Genomic DNA, 17,914 nt, shown 5'->3' on the forward strand with positions numbered 1-17,914 from the left:
TTCGCGGCCAAACCGGCTAGCCTGGGTCGGATGAGCAGCAGTCCGAGCAGCGCCACGCCCGCGCCCCGCGCACCGCGGACCACAGCCGCGCGGACCTCCGCTGCGCGGCGGCAGCCGCCCCCCGCACCGCGCACCCTCGCCGAGGAGCTGCGGGCGCGGTCCGACGACGGCCTGGCCGCGCTGCTCCGGGCCCGCCCGGACCTGCTGCACCCGGTTCCCAGCGACCTGACCCAGCTGTCCACCCGGCTGTCCACCCGCGCCTCGGTGGTCCGCGCGCTGGAGCGGCTGGACCAGTTCACCCTGCAGACCGCCGAGGCCCTCGCCGTCGCCCCGGACATCTGCCGCTACGACACCCTGCGCGACCTGCTCACCGGCACCGTCCCGCACGAGGACGTGGACGCCAGGGCGGTGGTCAAGGCCCTCCCCGGCGCGCTGGCCGCGCTGCGCACCCAGGCGCTGGTGTGGGGCGGCGACGACCAGCTGCGGCTGGTCCGCACCGCCCGCGACGTGCTGCAGCCGGTCAACGGCGCGCCGGGGCCGACCGGCCTCGGCCCGACCTACCCCGAGGCCGCGGCGATCGCCAAGCTCTCCCCGGGACGGCTCCAGGAGATGCTGGCCGACGCCGGGCTGCCGACCACCCACGACCCGGTCAGCGCCGTCGCCGCGCTGGCCGCGCTGTTCGAGGACCGGCCCCGCGCCACCGCCCTGCTGGCCGAGTCCCCGCCCGGGGTCAGGGACGTGCTGCGGCGGCTGATGTGGGGCCCGCCGTACGGGGCGTCGCCGCCGCGCGCGGTCCGCGCCGCCGAGGCCCGTACCCCGGTCGAGTGGCTCCAGGCGCGCGGCATCCTGCTGCCCGCGGGCCGGGAGAACGTGGTGCTGCCGCGCGAGGTGGCGCTGTACCTGCGCGGGGGGCGGGCGCACCAGCAGGTCGAGCCCCGGCCGCCGGCCGTCACCGCGGCCGCCGTCCACGAGCCGGAGCAGGTGGACCGCACCGCCGCCGCCCAGGCGTTCACCGCGGTCCGCACCGTCGAGGAGGCCCTCGACCTGTGGAGCACCGAGGCCCCGATCGTGCTGCGCACCGGCGGCCTCGGCGTCCGCGAGCTGCGCCGCACCGCCACCGCGCTGGACCTGCCGGAACCGGAGACCGCGTTCTGGCTGGAACTCGCCTACGGCGCCGGGCTGCTCGCCAGCGACGGGGAGACCACGGAGCGCTGGGCGCCCACCCCGCTGTTCGACGAGTGGCTGCGGCAGCCGGTCGGCGACCGCTGGCTGCTGCTGGTCCGCGGCTGGCTGGCGAACAGCCGGGTCGCCGCGCTGGTCGGCAGCAGGGACGCCAAGGACAAGGTGCTCGCCGCCCTCGGCAACGACCTGGACCGCCCGTCCGCCCCCGACCTGCGGCACAGCGTGCTGGCGCTGATCGCCGGGCTGCCCGCCGGCGGCGCCGCCGACAAGGACAGCCTGCTGGCGCACCTGCGCTGGCGCAGCCCGCTGCGCGGCGGCTCGATCCGGGACCGGCTGGTCGGCTGGACCCTGACCGAGGCCGAGCTGCTCGGCCTCACCGGCCGGGGCGCCCTGGCCCGGCACACCGGGCGGCTGCTGGACGGCACGGACCCGCTGCCGCTGCTGGAACCGCTGCTGCCCGAGCCGCTGGACCATGTCATCCTGCAGCCCGACCTGACCGCCATCGCGCCGGGCCCGCTGCACACCCCGCTGGCGCAGACCCTGGCCGTCGCCGCCGACATCGAGTCCAAGGGCGGCGCCACCGTCTACCGCTTCACCCCGGACTCGGTCCGCCGGGCCCTGGACGCCGGGCGCAGCGCCGACGAGCTGCACTCGTTCCTGGCCCGGCACTCGCGCACCCCGGTGCCGCAGCCCCTCAGCTATCTGATCGACGACGTGGCCCGGCGGCACGGGGTGCTCCGGGTCGGCGGCGCGTCCGCGTACCTGCGCTGCGACGACGACGCGCTGCTCGGCGAGCTGCTGGCGGACCGCCGGGCGGCCCAGCTGCGGCTGCGGCGGCTGGCGCCGACCGTACTGGCGGCGCAGGCCGACCCCAGCACCCTGCTGACCCTGCTCCGGGCGATGGGCTACGCGCCCGCGGCGGAGTCCCCGGACGGCGATGTGCTGATCTCCCGCCCGGACGCGCTGCGCACCCCGCCGCGCAGCGCCCCGGTCCCGGTCTCGGACGGCCCGCCCCCGGTCGGCGACGGCCTGCTGGCCGCAGCGGTGAAGGCGGTCAGGGCCGGCGACCGGGCGGCCACGGTGGCCCACCGCGACCCGGCCGCGGACCCGTCCGCCGCCCCGTCCAGGACCGCCCGCGCGCTGCCCAGGACCAGCGCCGCCGACACCCTGGCCGCGCTCCAGGCCGCCACCATGAGCGGCGAACCGGTCTGGATCGGCTACGTCAACGCCGACGGCGCGGCCAGCCAACGGGTGGTCGAGCCCAAACAGGTCGGCGGCGGCTTCGTCACCGCCTACGACCACCTCCGCGAGGAGGTCAGAACCTTCAGCCTGCACCGCATCACCGGCGTCGCCGAGCTGGCCGACTAGCCGTGTCCTTCGCACATGGGGAAACGTGTGTCGAGCCAGCGGGGGTGGGTTGGGTCGACTTCGAGTATGTCGAGGAGTCGGGCCTGGATGCCTTCGCTGACTAGGACGACCGGTGGGTTGGTGGCGGTGCCGCTGCGCATGCGCAGGTCGGACAGCGCGGTCAGGATCAGTTCGCCGGTGGGTCGCAGGGCCTGGTTGCTGCCGGGCTGGAGGCCGTGCATAGTGCGCTGGTCGCCCAGGGCCTGGCGGACCTGGCGCTCGATCAGGCAGAAGACGAGCAGGGCTAGGCAGATCACGGTGATCAGGGCGGCGATGCGGCGGTTGTTCTGCAGGAACATCGGCGCGATCGCGAAGGGGCCCTTGACGTGGCTGTAGCGGCGTTCGACGGTGCCCTGGCCCTTGTAGTGCAGTAGGACCTGGGCGGCGGTGGCCTGGTCGGCGGGCAGGTTGGTCAACAGCGCGTACCAGCCGTCGACGGCCGCTTCGGCGTCGATGGCAGCCTGGTCGAAGGACCAGGCCAGGGTGGGTTTCCCGTCCGGGCCGGTGCCGACGTCGGTGTGCAGGTAGGCGGTGACCCGGTGTTTGGTGGCGATCACCGCGACCGTGTCGGCGACCTTCTTGGCGTCGGGGTAGTGGCGGGTGCCCAGGTTGCGCTGGACCTTCTCCAGGTCCTCGCGGGCCCGGGCCAGCTTCTTGGTCCGGGCCTTGAGCTGGCCGGTCGCGTTGGCGCTGGAGTGGACCAGGATCCGGCGCATCGTCAGCGCGGGGTCCTTCTTGCGCCGGGGTTTCCAGGTGAACTCGTCCTCCAGGACCCGGTAGGCCGCGCGTTGGTCGGCCGGCTTGTCGGCGTCGCGTTCGGCGGTGTAGTCCACGGTTGCGGCCGATTCCAGGTCCAGGGCGGCGTAGACGGCGCTGTCGACGCTGGCGGCGGCGGCCGGGGCCAGGAAGTGGACGCCTTCGGCCGTCATCGCGGACACGTTGTCGTAGGTCAGCAGCTTGCTGTCGCCCACCAGCAGCAGGTCCGGGCGCTCGGCGATCTGCCGCAGGGCGGTCATCGCGCCGGTGACCTGGGAGACCTCGGCGGCTCCGCCGCTGAAGGCGCGGTGGGTGACGGGGATGCCGCCGTCGCCGGTGACCGCCATTCCGGCCTGGATCTGCTTCAGGTCGGTGCGCCGGTCCTTGGGGTGCCCGAACCTGACCACGGGGTAGTCACTGTCGGGGTTCTCGTAGGCGCCGTAGAGGGAGACGCTGGTCATGTCCCAGTGGCAGCGCGAGGCGTCGATGCCGAACTCGGTGATCGCCTTGGCCCCGATGGATCCGATGAGTTCGTCCAGATGCGGGGCGACGGCGTCCAGCGCGCGGGCGATGCGGTCGTCGTTGAGGAAGTCGGCGTGGATGCCGAAGACGTCCTCCACCGCCCACTGCTCGGCCCAGCGAGCCACCTTGAACAGCGGTGTGGGCGAGGACAGGCGGTTGGCGATCAGCGCCTCGATGACCTGTCCGTGGGTGAGGTGAGCGACGTCGCGCACCGGGCACAGTCCGTCGATGATGCCGGCGACGTCCAGCCGGCGCAGGAAGTGCGCACAGGCCGGCAGCGCCCCGAGCCGCTTCTCGACCACCGCAGTGATCAGAAGCTCGGCTCGGGGACGCTGCACACGGGAACGATCGCGACCGACGGAGACAGGCACGCCACCATCAACGCCCACAGCTCGATGACGACACCGCCCAAGGCTGCGAATCGCCACAAAGAGTCATGTGCGAAAGACAGGACTAGCCTCAGGCCGATTGCCGTGACGGCTTCGGACTCCGGGCTGGCACACTGGAGGGTCTGCCCTGTGCTCGACCCTCCGGAGGCTCCGCTCGTGAACGACGGCCCGCTCATCGTCCAGTCCGACAAGACCCTGCTCCTGGAGACCGGCCACCCGCAGGCCGGCGAGTGCCGCCGCGCCATCGCGCCGTTCGCGGAGCTGGAGCGCGCCCCCGAGCATGTGCACACCTACCGGGTGACCCCGCTGGGCCTGTGGAACGCCCGCGCCGCCGGGCACGACGCGGAGCAGGTGGTCGACGCGCTGGTGAAGTACTCCCGCTACCCGGTGCCGCACGCGCTGCTGGTGGACGTCGCCGACACCATGTCCCGCTACGGGCGGCTGACCCTCAGCAAGCACCCGGTGCACGGGCTGGTGCTGACCACCACCGATCGTCCGATCCTGGAGGAGATCCTCCGCTCCAAGAAGGTGATCCCGCTGGTCGGGGCCCGCCTGGACCCGGACACTGTCGCCGTCCACCCGTCCGAGCGCGGGCAGATCAAGCAGGTGCTGCTGAAGCTCGGCTGGCCGGCCGAGGACCTGGCCGGGTACGTGGACGGCGAGGCGCACCCGATCGAGCTGGACCAGGCCGACTGGCAGCTCCGCCCCTACCAGCAGCAGGCCGTGGAGGGCTTCTGGCACGGCGGCTCCGGAGTCGTGGTGCTGCCCTGCGGGGCCGGCAAGACCCTGGTCGGCGCGGCCGCGATGGCGACCGCCAAGGCCACCACGCTGATTCTGGTGACCAACACGGTCTCGGCCCGGCAGTGGAAGCACGAGCTGGTGAAGCGCACCTCGCTGACCGAGGAGGAAATCGGCGAGTACAGCGGCACCCGCAAGGAGATCCGCCCGGTCACCATCGCCACCTACCAGGTGATGACGACCAAGCGGAAGGGCGTCTACGCGCACCTGGAGCTGTTCGACTCCCGCGACTGGGGCCTGATTGTCTACGACGAGGTCCATCTGCTGCCCGCGCCGGTCTTCAAGTTCACCGCCGACCTGCAGGCCCGCCGCCGGCTCGGGCTGACCGCGACCCTGGTCCGCGAGGACGGCCGCGAGGGCGACGTCTTCTCGCTGATCGGGCCCAAGCGCTTCGACGCGCCGTGGAAGGAGATCGAGGCCCAGGGCTACATCGCCCCGGCCGACTGCTGCGAGGTCCGGGTCACCCTCACCGACACCGAGCGGCTCGCCTACGCCACCGCCGAGCCGGAGGACCGCTACCGCTACTGCGCGACCACGGCCAGCAAGCGCCGGGTCACCCAGGCCCTGGTGGAGAAGCACCGCGGCATCCCGACCCTGGTCATCGGCCAGTACATCGACCAGCTGGACGAGTTGGGCGAGGCGCTGGACGCTCCGGTGATCAAGGGCGAGACCACCAACCCGCAGCGCGAGAAGCTGTTCGACGCCTTCCGCAACGGCGAGATCACGGTGCTGGTGGTGTCCAAGGTCGCCAACTTCTCGATCGACCTGCCCGAGGCCACCGTCGCCATCCAGGTGTCAGGCACCTTCGGCTCGCGCCAGGAGGAGGCCCAGCGACTGGGCCGGGTGCTGCGTCCCAAGGCGGACGGCCACACCGCCCACTTCTACTCGGTGGTCGCCCGCGACACCATCGACCAGGACTTCGCCGCGCACCGCCAGCGCTTCCTGGCCGAACAGGGCTACGCCTACCGCATCGTCGACGCCGACGACATCCTCACCGGCGAGGACGTCTGACCGACGGTCCAGCGGTAGGCGGTCAGCGGCGGGGGTCGTCGACGCCGTCGCTGCCGAGCAGGACGACGCGCCAGGCGGTGTCGAGGAAGACGCCGGTGCCGCGCAGGGCGGTGCGGACGGGGTGGCGCCGACCGGAGTCGGCCTTGGTGCTGCCGTGGACGCTGCCCTGGCAGGCGCTCGCGCCGGCCACGGCCTTCGGGGAGATCTGTGCGGTAGCCATGGCTCCACCGTAGGTTTTCGGGCGGCCGAAAACGTCGCCCCGAAGACCGAGCCGACCGCCGCCGGGGTGTCCTACCTCGGAGGTACCCGCGCTCATCCCGGCTCAGGGTTTCCCCCGAGACGTGTCCCGAGGAAACCCGTTCGCGCTCGACCGGCTCGCAGGTCTAGGATGCTCGGTCTGCCGCCTTCCCCTCCGCCCGGAGCCGGGGAGTGCGCCGCCCGGCCGGTACCGGGCGGCTCTCAAACTCCATCGCAGACTTTTGAGACCGCTGCACGCCGGGCACCCCCGTGCCCGCGCAGCCGGGAAGGCTCCTCCATGCCCGCGCACGCCCCCGCCTCCGCCGACCCCGACGGCTCCGACGATGCCGCCGCCTCCACCGATCCGCTGCAGCGCGAACGCGCCCACCTCGCCGCCTCCCGGGCCGCGCTCCGCGCCATGCGCGCGGACGTCGAGTCGCTTGACCTCTCCGACGTCACCGGGAACTGGGTGAACGCCGCGATCCTGCAGCGCGAGATGTCCGACCGGATCAAGGCCCTGGCCGACCTGGCCCACACCCCGCTCTTCTTCGGCCGCCTCGACTACCTGCACGCCCCCGGCCTGGACGGGGCCGGGGACCGGGCCGAGGAGCAGTTCTACATCGGCCGCCGGCACGTCCACGACAACCACGGCGACCCCATGGTCATCGACTGGCGCGCACCCGTCTCCCAGCCCTTCTACCGGGCCAGCCGCAAGGACCCGCTGGACGTCGGCCTGCGCCGGCGCTTCGGTTACACCGCGGGCGAGTTGACCGCCTACGAGGACGAGCACCTGACCGACCCGGCCGAGCTGGACACCACCAGCGCCCTGCTCGCCGCCGAGATCGAGCGCCCGCGCGTCGGCCCGATGCGCGACATCGTCGCCACCATCCAGCCGGAGCAGGACGAGATCGTCCGCGCCGACATCCACGGCACGGTCTGCGTCCAGGGCGCGCCGGGCACCGGCAAGACCGCCGTCGGCCTGCACCGCGTCGCCTACCTGCTGTACGCGCACCGGGAGCGGCTGGCCCGCACCGGCACCCTGGTGATCGGGCCGAACCGCTCCTTCCTGCACTACATCGAGCAGGTGCTGCCCGCCCTGGGCGAGCTGGACGTGGCCCAGGCCACGGTCGAGGAGCTGGTCTCCCAGGTCGCGGTGACCGGCGCCGACCCGGCCGGCACCGCCGTGACCAAGGGCGACGCCCGGATGGCCGCGGTGCTGCAGCGCGCCGTCCGCTCCGGCATCCGGCTGCCGACCGAGCCCTGCGTGGTGGTCCGCGGCTCCCGCCGCTGGCGCGTTCCGGCGTACGAACTGGAGGAGCTGGCGCAGGAAACTGATGGACCGTGACATCCGCTACGGGGCGGCCCTGGCGGCGCTGCCGCAGCGGATCGCGCACGCCGTCCTGGTCAAGATGGAGAACGGCGGCGAGGCCCCGGACGACCGGGTCCAGGACGCGGTGGCCCGCAACCCCGCGGTGAAGGCCGCGGTCAAGGCGATCTGGCCGGTGGTCGACCCGGCCAAGCTGGTGTTCCGGCTGCTCACCGAGCCGGCCTTCCTGGCCGCCTGCGCCGAGGGCATCCTCACCCCGGCGGAGCAGACCGCCGTGCTCTGGGCCAAGCCCCCGCGCAGCTTCCGGGCCGCGCCCTGGTCGCTCGCCGACGCGGTGCTCATCGACGAGGCGCGGGACCTGGTGGAACGGACCCACTCGCTCGGCCATGTGGTGCTGGACGAGGCCCAGGACCTCTCGCCGATGCAGTACCGCGCGGTCGGCCGCCGCTGCACCACAGGATCGGCCACCGTCCTCGGCGACATCGCCCAGGGCACCACCCCGTGGGCCACCGCGACCTGGGCCGAGGCGCTGGAGCACCTCGGCAAGCCGGGCTCCAGGATCGAGGCGCTGACCAAGACCTTCCGGGTGCCCAGCGAGGTGATCGGCTACGCCTCCCGGCTGCTCCCCGGGATCGCCCCGGACCTGGCCCCGGCCGAGTCGGTCCGCGAGTCCGAGGGCGCGCTGACCGTGCGCCGGATCCAGGTCGACGGCCCGGCGACCGCCGCCGACCGGGCGCACGCCGCGGACGACTCCGCCGCCCTGGACGCCGCCTCGGCGCTGACCCCGCCCGCCGCCGCCCCGGCGGCCCCGACCGCGCTGACCGACGCCGTGGTCGCCGCCTGCCGGGAGACGCTGCGCCAGGAGGGCTCGATCGGCCTGATCGCCGCCGACGCCCGGATCCCGCTATTGGCCGCCGCGCTGGCCGCGGCGGGCCTGCCGCACCTGGAGCCGGGCACCGAGACCACCGCCGAGTCCCGGCTCACCCTCGTCCCGGCCTCGCTCGCCAAGGGCCTGGAGTACGACTACGTGGTGCTGGACGAGCCCGCCGCCATCGTCGACGGCGAGCCCGACCTCAGGACCGGCCTGCGCCGGCTGTACGTCTGCCTGACCCGCCCGGTCTCCGGCCTGACCGTGCTGCACTCCCGCGACCTGCCGACCGCGCTGGTGGCATGACGCCGGGGGCATAGACAAGTGAGGTGCGGGTGGCGGCTCCGGAGAGCCGCCACCCGCACCCTGCCTACAGAGAACTACGCCGCCGCGTGCACATCGGTGTCGACCAGCCGACGCCACTGCTGGACCAGACCGGTGTCCACCGGGCCGTCCCAGCCGGCCTTGCGGACCATCCCGCCGACATGGAAGCCGGCGATGCCCAGCGCGCGCAGCCCGGGCACCTGGTCGGCCTTGAGGCCGCCGCCGACCAGGATCTGCGGGCGGTAGCCCGGTTCGCCGGACCGGGCCGACTCGGCCGCGAGCACGTCTATCCCGGCCGCCACCCCCGCCGGCGAGCCGGCCGTCAGCACCGTGTCCAGGCCGGGCAGGCCGTCGATCGCGGCCCGGACCGAGGCCCGGTCCGCGGCGTTGTCCAGCGCCCGGTGGAAGGTCCAGCTGCAGCCGGGAATCGCCTCCAGGACGGTACGGACCGCCTCCAGGTCGACGGTGCCCTCCGGCGTGAGGAAGCCGAACACGAACTCCTCCGCGCCCTCGGCGCGCAGCGCCTGGGCGGTGGCGGAGAGCTGGTCCAGGTCGCGCGGCCGGAAGCCGTCGCGGTCGCGCAGCATCACCCGCAGCGGGATGTGCACGGCCGCGCGGATCCGGGCGAACTCCTCCACGGACGGGGTGAGCCCGTCGGCGCCCATGTCGACGGCCAGCTCCAGCCGGTCGGCACCACCGGCAGCTGCGGCCACCGCATCCTGGGCGGACGTGGCGATAACCTCGAAGATTGGTCTAGACATATTGCTTAGCCTGCCATATCCGGCCGCTTCGCGGCGAGTCCTGGACGTCCCTTGATCGCGTGAACTTCGGCGACCCTCAGGTCCACGATGGCGTCATCCCCAGGCCTCCGCATCCCGGGGCCGAGCCATCCGCCGCCCGGCAACCCCACGGGCGGGTCCCACCCACCGCGCCGTCCGGCCGCCGTCCCGGACCGGGCGGCAGCGCCGGCAGTGGCGGTGGCGTGCGAACTCAGCCCGAATCCACCGGCTGATCATTTCGGGGTTGCTCTCCTGCCCGTGGACGGTCGGCCGCTGGGGCAACAGGTTGAGGGTGTGCGGTAGCCGCCGTGCGCGGGTCGCGGCCTGTCCGAGGGGTTGTGCGGGTCGGGAGCGGTTGGTGGCGCTGTCGCCGGTGGCCGTCGGGCCGTCGCGGTGCGGGATCTTGTGGCGGTCAGGCCGCCGGGCGCGGCGGTGGGGAGTGGACGGCCTCGAACAGGGCGGTGAAGGCGTCGCGCCAGGGCCAGTGCTCGGCAGATGCACCGTCAATTTGGTGCGCGCGGTGCGCGCGAGCCGGGCCGGGACGTGGACCAGGTGGGCGCGCAGGGTCGCTGTGGTGGCCTTGGCGTGGAAGACCGAGGTCAGCGCACCGGCGGCCCGCAGCAGGTTGTGCGACATCGCCCACAGGGTCAGCCACGCGGCGTTGGCCTGGAAGTTCCCGGACGGCAGGTGGGCCAGAGGCCCGGACTTCCCGTCCGCGATCACCTGCTCCACCACGGCGTGCTGCCGGTGGTGCAGTTCCGCCTGCAGCACCGCGAAGGAGCTGTCGGTGAAGACGGGGTGGTAACGCCAGGCGGTGAACAACTCGCCCTGACCCTGGGCCACTTCGGCGTTCAATCGGCGGACCCGGCGCACGATCAGCCGGGCGGTGACGTGCTCGGACTTCCTTCGGCCGGTGAAGGCGGTGTAGGGGATCTCGGCGACCTCGGCGTCGGAGACCATCTCGCCGGTGTCGGGGTCGACGAAGGCGTCCGGGTAGCGGATCGCCGTCCAGGACTCCTGCGGGATGCGGGAGATCGCGCCCGCGATGGAGGGGTTCATGCCGGTGGTCAGGGAGAATCGGGCGCCGGCCCGGCGGCAGGCGGCGACCACGTCGGCGGTGTAGAACTTGCTGTCCGCGCGGACCAGGCGGATCCCGGTGCCGCCGGTCTCCTTCGCTATGGCCAGGGCCTCGCTCACGAAGCTCTCGGCTCCGCGGACGTCGGCGGCCTTGCCGCGGCGCAGGCGGACCGCGCCGATCACGGGCCGGGCGATCGGGGTGGACAGGGTGGCCAGGATCGGGTGCAGGGTGCGCTGGCCCTTGAGGCGGCCGACCTGCGCGCCCTGCTTGGCGTGGCCGTACACGCGGCGGTGGGTGGGGTCGATGTCGATGAACATCAGTGTGTCGGCGCCGGGCAGCAGTGGGGTGCTGCGGGCCAGTCGGGCCAGGAAGTCGCGGTGAACGCGGTGGAGCTGGCGGTTGTGGCCGTGGGTGAAGGAGCGCAGGAAGGTGCCCAGGGTGGAGGGCGCGCGGACCGAGGTGAAGGCGCGGTCCATCGCGCCGTGCCGCAGCCGCGCCGCGTCGTCGATGCTGTCCGCGCCCGCGCACATCGCGCTGATCAGCGACATCACTTTGGCGGCCGGGTTGGCTCCGCCGCTGTTGTCGGCGCCCTCGATGCGGAGCGCGGACGCGGCCAGTTGCCGCAGGCCGGCCCGCTCGGCCAGCCGGACCAGCGACAGCAGCCCGGCATCGGCGATCAGGTTCGGCTCGTCGAAGACGGCGGAAACCGCTGTGGCGGCATGGCAGGATTGCATCTCGCGGATGTTCTCTCGTTCTGGCGACTTGGTTCTGTAGGAAGTCCCATCGTCCCAGGTCAGAGGGCATCCGCGTCGTTATGTCCAGGCCTCGGACAGGTCATTCATCGGTGGATTCGGGCTCAGCGGTTCAGCACGCCACCGTGAAAAGCATGTTCAGACGATTGAATCGCCGCAGCTCACGAGCAGTTCTGCACAGCCGCTATTCGCACAGGTGTGGCCTGAATGAGAAAAGCGATGATCGACAACTGCGACCGGGTCGGGTCACCGAGCTTCCTCCGAATGTTTGAGATATGGAATTTGACGGTCCGCTCACTGATTCCCAGCAGCCCGGCCAGTACCGGCGAGGACTCCCCCTCGCTCATGGCCATGAGGACTTCGATCTCCCTGCTGGTCAACTCTACGGAGCGGGCTAACGCCACGCTCACTGGGTGGTCTGATCCATCGGACTGCTGCGGGATCTGCAAATTGAGCAAAGTCGACATACGGCGCGGCCTTCCCCCGGCTCGGCGTACATGCGCAAGGCAACGCTCACCACTGTAATCGACATCGCGTGAAACCTGTGTGAGTTGTTCGTGAAGCTGAACGGAATCCCGGCATTACCTTGTCAATGAATCGGCAAGCTTGATACGTTCGTCCATTTCCGTCCTAGCCTGTGCCAAGGTCTGCGCATTCTGTTCGACCACGCGCTTCTGGTAGGCGACCTCGACGGTGTACCAGATCCCCACCAGGTTGACCTTCTGCTTGCAGGCGACGTCCTTCTTGGCGGCGTCGATCGCCTTGGGGCTGGAGAAGGTGGCCTCGGTCAGCCCCAGGTCCTGCTGCGGACTGACCGGGTGGGTGCTGTGGTAGCCGCTGGCCGCCATGCAGCTGGACCAGTCGGCGATCGCCTTCACCACCCGGGAGTCCTGCTCCGCACGGGTGAAGGAGTCCATCGCCAGACCGGTGGCGAACTCGATGTCGACCGCGCCCTTCTTGGGCGCGTACAGCTGCAGGAAGGACTCCCGGGAGCAGCCGCCGACCGGGATGGCCGCGCCGTTCACCGAAGGGGATCCGGCCTTCGCCTTCGCGCTCGCCGCCGCCGCCTGCTCCTCCTCCAGGCTCATCGGCATGGCGCTGATGGCCACCGCCGGGCCGCTGAGGGCCAGCGTCTCGTTCGCACTCAGCGAGGGCTGGACCGGCTTCGCGGGCGCGGTCACCGGGTTGCGGTAGCCGTAGGTGGCGGCGGAGACCGCGTCGGTGAGGCCGTACTTTCTGCTGTTGGCCGATCCGGCGGGCTGGTTCCCGACGGTCAGCCCCTCCGGGGTGTAGTCGAACCCGAAGGTCTTCATGCACCGGCTGATCAGCAGGTTCTGCGCCTGGGTGAACTCGTCCACCTGACTGTTCGTCTCAAGGTAGGAGTCCAGCGGGTAGCTCAGCGTGGCCGTGCTCAGCAGGGTGGGGACGGCGCCGATGGCCGGCTCCCCGGAACTGCCCGACCCGCCGTGCGAGGAACTGGAGCAGCCGCTGAGGGCGACGGCCACGAGGAGCGCGAGGACGGGGGCGGCGTGGGTTCGACGCATGGCGGTACTCCAGGGGAGAGCGGCGGGTACGATACTGCGAAGCCGTCGCTCCGCCCGCTGATTCCGGGCGGAGCGACGGCATTTGTGTGTCAGTGCGAACTACCTGGCAGGCCTGGGTCAGCGGGCCTTGTAGTAGTACGCGGAGGAGATCTTGTTCTTGAAGCCGGACGAGGCGTTGCCGACGTAGCCGACCGGCAGGCTGCCCTCGGAGCCGCCCGCGCTGGCGTCCGTGTAGACCCACCAGACGTTGACGTCGTCGTTGCGGTACGAAGCGGTGTTGTCGTTGACACCGATCCCGTGGTTCGAGGGGAAGACCTCGCCCTGGAAGTTGGTGTCGGCGACGAACAGGTCGAACACCGGGCCGGCCTCGCCCGAGTTGTAGTACAGGCCGAACTCGCCGCTCTCCAGCACGCCGTTCTTGCCGGTGGCGGCCGAGGCCGAGCCGGCGGTGGCCAGCGCGCCCGCGCCGACGGCGACGAGGACGAGACTGGTCGCCGCGAGGCGACGGAGCGTCAAACGCTGAGACATGGTTGTCCTTCCGATTGGTTCCCGTAAACCCCGACCGGATTGCCGGGTGTTTACGGGTCGGAAGCGAACCATCGCCGACTCCTGCGCGTCTACTGTCCGGAAGGACAGTAGCAACTCTCAACCCAGGAGCCTAGATTGCGGTTACCCGGTGATCACGCAGACCTGCGCCCGGCCGAACCACAGCGAGCGGCGGACGGCCGCGGAGGAATCCCACTCATGATGCAGAGCACCGCCCGACGTCTTGCCGCGCCGATGCTGATGGTCGCCCTCGGCCTGACCGCCTGTTCGAGCAGTGGCGGCACTCCGACCGCAGCGGGCTCCGGCGGCACCGGAACCGCGGCCGCACCGGGGGTGAGTGCCTCCTCCGGGGCGACCACCTCCTCCGGAGCCGGCGGCGCCTCCGCGGCGGCCTACCTCAACTGCCTTGGCAGCAACGGCGTCAAGCTCACCGCGGACGGCAAGCAGATCGACAAGAACGCCAACACCCAGGCCCAGGAGGACGCGGGCTTCAAGGCCTGCAAGAGCCTGGAACCGGCCGTCCAGGCGGACCCGGCCAAGGTGAAGGCGGCCAAGAAGGTCACCGACTGCATGCGCTCGTCCGGGTTCAAGGACTACCCGGAGCCCGACGCGGCCGGGAACATCAACCCCAGCGGCGCGGTCGCCGACGAACTGAAGAGCAGCCCGAAGGCCATCGCGGCGCTGAAGAAGTGCGCTCCCTCCTCCGGCGGCGGAGGGACAACGGTCAACGGTGGCTGAGGACCCGGAGCAGACGATGGTGATGGACGTACCGGACCCCGACAACGAACCGCCGCAACCCCCGTCGCAGGAGTCACAGCAGACGCAGGAGCCGCAGCCGTCGCCGGAGGACTCGGCCACCGGGTCGGGCCTGTCCCGGAGGCGGCGGTGGGCGCTGGCCATCACCGTCGGCGCGGTCCTGCTCTCCGGCGCGGGGGTCGCCGCCACCGCGGTGATCAAGTCACCGGCCCAGGTCGCCGCGGAGACCGGGCCGCCGCCGCAGGACGTACTGATAGCCCGGGTGGAGAAGCGGGTGCTGCAGGAGACGGTGGTGCTCCGCGGCACCGTGGCGGCCGGACAGTCGGTGCAGGTCACCCCGACCGCCTCCGGCGGCGAGGGGGCCGGGCCCGCGGTGGTCACCAAGCTGTCCCTCAAGGCCGGCGCGCAGATCCACTCCGGCCAGGTGCTGGTGGAGGTCTCCGGCCGGCCGGTGTTCGTCCTGCCGGGGAGCGTGCCCTCCTACCGGGACCTCAAGCCGACCTCCACCGGCCAGGACGTGGCCCAGTTGCAGAAGGCGCTGCGCGGTCTCGGCCACGGCACCGGAGGGGACGCCTCGGGCACCTTCGGCTCCGGGACCAAGGCGGCGCTCAAGGCCTTCTACGCCTCGATCGGCTACGACCCCAAGCCGGCCGTGGACGACAACGGCGCCGCGTTGAAGAGCGCCCAGGACGCCGTGCTGTCGGCGAACCGGGCCGTGCAGGACGCCCAGTACGCGGTGGACCAGGCCCGTACCGCGGCCACCAGCGCGGGTGCGAGCACCGGCGGCGCCGCGGGCGGCACCGCGGGCACGGGCGGCGCCAAGACCGGCGGGACCAGCGCCGGAGCCGGCGCCGGCAGCAGCGACCAGCACATGCTGAACGAGACCCTGAGCCGGGCCAAGCAGGACCGGACCACCGCCCGGTCCACACTGGCCGCCGCCCAGGCCGCCTCGGGTCCGATGCTGCCCTCCGGCGAGGTGGTCTACCTGGACAGCTTCCCGGCCCGGGTGGACGCGGTGTCGGCGAAGGTCGGCTCGACCGTCAGCGGACCGGTGATGACGGTGTCCTCCGGCGCGCTGGTCGCCCAGGGCTATGTGCAGGACTACCAGAAGGGCCTGGTGCACCCGGGCCAGAAGGTGCAGATCCTCTCCGAGGGCACCGGCACCACGGCCACCGCCACGGTGGAGAGCGTCGCGGCCCAGGCCAGCGTCGCCGCCGGCACCACCCAGGGCTCGTCCACGGGTCAGAGCGGGACCGACGACTCGGGCGGGGGCTCGGCGGCCGGCGGCAGTCTCGGCTACCTCATCGTGATCAAGCCGGACCACAAGCTCCCGGCCGTCCTCTCCGGCGCGGACATCCGGCTCACCATCGAGGCGGCCTCCACCAACGGCAAGGCACTGGTCGTCCCGGTGACCGCGGTGTCGGCGGGGGCCGACAGCAGGACCGTGGTCACCAAGGTCGACGGCACCGGCCGGCAGACCAGGGTGGAGGTGAAGACCGGCACCACCGGCGACGGCTATGTCGAGGTCACCCCGGTCGTCGCGGGCAGCCTGTCCGAGGACGACAATGTGGTGACCGGCATCAACCCCGGTGCCCCCAAGGGGAATCCGTGACGGACACCACCGACCTGGTCGACATGCAGCCCCAACAGCCGGTCCCGGTCATCGAGTTCACCGGGATCGGCTTGACCTACCCCGGCCCGCCACCGGTCACCGCCCTGTCCCACTGCGATCTGACGGTCGGTCGGGGCGAGTTCATCACCGTGGTCGGCCCGTCCGGCTCAGGCAAGTCGACCTTCCTCAATGTGGTCGGCCTGCTGGACGCCCCCACCTCGGGGGTCTACCGGCTCGACGGCATCGACACCGGCGGCCTCAAGGACCGCGACCGCACCGCGCTGCGGGGCCGCCGGATCGGCTTTGTGTTCCAGTCCTTCCACCTGCTGCCGCACCGCAGCGCCCTGGAGAACGTGATGCTGGCGATGGTCTACACCGCGCAGCCGCGCGCGGAGCGGCGGGACCGGGCCCGGGCCGCGCTGGAGAGCGTACGGCTGGGCCACCGGCTCAGCGCCGTGCCCGGCAGGCTGTCCGGGGGCGAGCGGCAGCGCGTCGCCATCGCCCGGGCCCTGGTCGGCAACCCCTCGCTGCTGCTCTGCGACGAGCCGACCGGCAACCTGGACACCTCCAACGCCGCCTCGGTCCTCGACCTGCTGGACGACCTGCACGCGGCCGGCATGACCATCGTGGTGATCACCCATGACAACGAGGTGGCCGCGCGCGGCGAGCGCTCGGTGACCATCAGGGACGGGCTGCTCCGAGAGCAGGTGAGCAGCTGATGCGGACCCTGCGACGCACCCCCCGCTCCGAACGTCCGATCGAACCCACCCGGTTCGTGCTGCGGGACGTCCTGGACGAATCGCTCGCCGGGGTGCTCCAGCGCCCCGGCCGCTCCCTGCTCACCGCGCTCGGCACGGTGCTCGGAGTGGGCACCTTCGTGGCCATCCTCGGGCTGACCGCCACCACCTCCTCGCAGATCGACTCCCGGTTCTCGGTGCTCAGCGCGACCGAGGTGACCGTCACCGGGGTGTCGCCGGGCCAGGACTCGTTCGCCGGGTTCCCCTTCCCCGCCGACGCCGACCAGCGGGTCGGACGGCTGCACGGGGTGCGCGGCGCCGGGGTGTACTGGCCGGTCGCGCTCGCGGACGGGGTGACCGTACGGTCCGCCCCGGTCGGCGACGGGGCGGCGCCGGGCGACCAGATCAGCGTGATCGCGGCCTCCCCCGGGGTGTTCACCGCGGTCCTGCCCACCTTGGCGCAGGGACGGGTGTTCGACTCCTTCGCCGACAACGGTTCCCAGGCCGTCGCGGTGATCGGCGCCGGCACCGCCGCCAAGCTGGGCATCTCCACACTGACCGCGCACCCCGCCGTGTTCATCGGCGACCAGGCGTTCACCGTGGCCGGGATCATCTCGGACGTCCAGCGCGAGCCCGACCTGCTGTCGGCCGTGATCGTGCCGCGCCGGACCGCCGAGAAGCTCTGGGGGCCGCCGAAGGACCCGGGGGACGCGAAGATGGTGATCTCCACCGCGATCGGGGCGGCCCAGCAGCTCGCCGCCGAGGCCCCGACCGCGCTGCGGCCGGACCACCCGGAGTACCTCAAGGCCACCGCGCCGCCCGACCCCCGGACCCTGCGCACCGATGTCACCTCCGACCTCAACCAGCTGTTCCTGCTGCTCGCGGCGATCTGCCTGATCATCGGGGCGGTGGGCATCGCCAACACCACCCTGGTCGCGGTGCTGGAGCGGACCGGCGAGATCGGCCTGCGCCGGGCGCTGGGGGCGCGGGGCGGCCACATCACGCTCCAGTTCCTGGCCGAGTCGGGGGCCCTGGGGCGATGGGCGGTCTGATCGGCACGGCGCTGGGCGCGGCCACGGTGGTCCTGGTGGCACTCGCCCGGCAGTGGACCCCGGTCATGCACACCAGCACCGTCGCCGCGGCCCCCCTGGTCGGCCTGCTGACCGGCCTGGCGGCGGGCCTCTACCCGGCCTGGCGCGCGTCCCGGATCCAACCGGCGGAGGCGTTGCGGCGCTGACGGCCGCCTTGGCCGCCCGGGGGTGCCCCCTCTTGCTTCACAATGGCCTCAT

General features: G+C 72.4%; 12 protein-coding genes and 2 pseudogenes. 7 read left to right on the forward strand and 7 right to left on the reverse strand.

The window, feature by feature from the left end; translation table 11 throughout:
* Window positions 1-30 precede the first annotated feature (30 nt).
* Window positions 31-2,550: a helicase-associated domain-containing protein gene (locus tag ACXKR8_RS21495; protein WP_458274503.1), complete on the forward strand. Its 2,520-nt coding sequence runs from the start codon at window positions 31-33 to the stop codon at window positions 2,548-2,550.
* Here ACXKR8_RS21495 and ACXKR8_RS21500 read toward each other — a convergent pair.
* Window positions 2,547-4,205, reverse strand: coding sequence for an IS1634 family transposase (locus ACXKR8_RS21500; RefSeq protein ID WP_458267569.1), 1,659 nt, complete (start codon window positions 4,203-4,205; stop codon window positions 2,547-2,549). The genes ACXKR8_RS21495 and ACXKR8_RS21500 overlap by 4 nt on opposite strands.
* A 207-nt stretch (window positions 4,206-4,412) precedes the next feature.
* Here ACXKR8_RS21500 and ACXKR8_RS21505 point away from each other — a divergent pair, with 207 nt between their 5' ends.
* Complete coding sequence (locus ACXKR8_RS21505; RefSeq protein WP_458274504.1) at window positions 4,413-6,065, forward strand: DNA repair helicase XPB; 1,653 nt, start codon at window positions 4,413-4,415, stop codon at window positions 6,063-6,065.
* Window positions 6,066-6,087: 22 nt separating this feature from the next.
* Here the strand turns inward: ACXKR8_RS21505 and ACXKR8_RS21510 are convergent, their stop codons facing one another.
* On the reverse strand, window positions 6,088-6,285 hold the full coding sequence (locus ACXKR8_RS21510) for a hypothetical protein (RefSeq protein ID WP_458274505.1): 198 nt from the start codon (window positions 6,283-6,285) through the stop codon (window positions 6,088-6,090).
* Window positions 6,286-6,600: 315 nt separating this feature from the next.
* Between ACXKR8_RS21510 and ACXKR8_RS21515 the strand changes: the two are divergent.
* A pseudogene (locus tag ACXKR8_RS21515) lies at window positions 6,601-8,803 on the forward strand (HelD family protein).
* 74 nt (window positions 8,804-8,877) lie between these two features.
* Here ACXKR8_RS21515 and ACXKR8_RS21520 read toward each other — a convergent pair.
* The 5 genes from ACXKR8_RS21520 to ACXKR8_RS21540 form a co-directional block, all read right to left on the reverse strand.
* Window positions 8,878-9,582, reverse strand: coding sequence for a copper homeostasis protein CutC (locus ACXKR8_RS21520; RefSeq protein WP_458274507.1), 705 nt, complete (start codon window positions 9,580-9,582; stop codon window positions 8,878-8,880).
* Window positions 9,583-9,675: 93 nt separating this feature from the next.
* The gene (locus ACXKR8_RS21525) at window positions 9,676-11,412 is read right to left on the reverse strand and encodes an IS1380 family transposase (RefSeq protein WP_462100625.1); all 1,737 of its coding nucleotides are present in this window, start codon (window positions 11,410-11,412) and stop codon (window positions 9,676-9,678) included.
* 179 nt (window positions 11,413-11,591) lie between these two features.
* Entirely contained in the window at window positions 11,592-11,897 is a 306-nt protein-coding gene (locus ACXKR8_RS21530) for a response regulator transcription factor (protein WP_458274508.1), read from the reverse strand.
* A gap of 114 nt (window positions 11,898-12,011) precedes the next feature.
* Window positions 12,012-12,974, reverse strand: coding sequence for a hypothetical protein (locus ACXKR8_RS21535; RefSeq protein ID WP_458274509.1), 963 nt, complete (start codon window positions 12,972-12,974; stop codon window positions 12,012-12,014).
* Window positions 12,975-13,091: 117 nt separating this feature from the next.
* A complete protein-coding gene (locus tag ACXKR8_RS21540) occupies window positions 13,092-13,502 on the reverse strand; it encodes a hypothetical protein (protein ID WP_458274510.1) in 411 nt (136 codons plus the stop codon).
* Window positions 13,503-13,718: 216 nt separating this feature from the next.
* Between ACXKR8_RS21540 and ACXKR8_RS21545 the strand changes: the two genes are divergently transcribed.
* From ACXKR8_RS21545 to ACXKR8_RS21560, 4 genes and pseudogenes are all read left to right on the forward strand, one after another.
* Window positions 13,719-14,258 (forward strand): hypothetical protein, encoded by a 540-nt coding sequence (locus tag ACXKR8_RS21545; protein ID WP_458274511.1) that lies wholly within the window; start codon window positions 13,719-13,721, stop codon window positions 14,256-14,258.
* The gene (locus tag ACXKR8_RS21550; RefSeq protein WP_458274512.1) at window positions 14,251-15,888 is read left to right on the forward strand and encodes a peptidoglycan-binding protein; all 1,638 of its coding nucleotides are present in this window, start codon (window positions 14,251-14,253) and stop codon (window positions 15,886-15,888) included. The genes ACXKR8_RS21545 and ACXKR8_RS21550 overlap by 8 nt, the downstream gene beginning before the upstream one ends.
* Before the next feature lie 23 nt (window positions 15,889-15,911).
* Entirely contained in the window at window positions 15,912-16,607 is a 696-nt protein-coding gene (locus tag ACXKR8_RS21555; RefSeq protein ID WP_458275051.1) for an ABC transporter ATP-binding protein, read from the forward strand.
* Window positions 16,607-17,862: pseudogene (locus ACXKR8_RS21560) on the forward strand (ABC transporter permease). The gene ACXKR8_RS21555 and the pseudogene ACXKR8_RS21560 overlap by 1 nt, the downstream one beginning before the upstream one ends.
* Window positions 17,863-17,914 lie beyond the last annotated feature (52 nt).

Source organism: Streptacidiphilus sp. PAMC 29251 (genome assembly GCF_054208735.2).

Coding starts and splice junctions, on each gene's coding strand:
- ACXKR8_RS21545 (WP_458274511.1), top strand. CDS start 13,719: ATGATGCAGAGCACCGCCCGACGTCTTGCCGCGCCGATGCTGATGGTC.
- ACXKR8_RS21530 (WP_458274508.1), bottom strand. CDS start 11,897: ATGTCGACTTTGCTCAATTTGCAGATCCCGCAGCAGTCCGATGGATCA.
- ACXKR8_RS21555 (WP_458275051.1), top strand. CDS start 15,912: ATGCAGCCCCAACAGCCGGTCCCGGTCATCGAGTTCACCGGGATCGGC.
- ACXKR8_RS21495 (WP_458274503.1), top strand. CDS start 31: ATGAGCAGCAGTCCGAGCAGCGCCACGCCCGCGCCCCGCGCACCGCGG.
- ACXKR8_RS21525 (WP_462100625.1), bottom strand. CDS start 11,412: ATGCAATCCTGCCATGCCGCCACAGCGGTTTCCGCCGTCTTCGACGAG.
- ACXKR8_RS21520 (WP_458274507.1), bottom strand. CDS start 9,582: ATGTCTAGACCAATCTTCGAGGTTATCGCCACGTCCGCCCAGGATGCG.
- ACXKR8_RS21540 (WP_458274510.1), bottom strand. CDS start 13,502: ATGTCTCAGCGTTTGACGCTCCGTCGCCTCGCGGCGACCAGTCTCGTC.
- ACXKR8_RS21535 (WP_458274509.1), bottom strand. CDS start 12,974: ATGCGTCGAACCCACGCCGCCCCCGTCCTCGCGCTCCTCGTGGCCGTC.
- ACXKR8_RS21510 (WP_458274505.1), bottom strand. CDS start 6,285: ATGGCTACCGCACAGATCTCCCCGAAGGCCGTGGCCGGCGCGAGCGCC.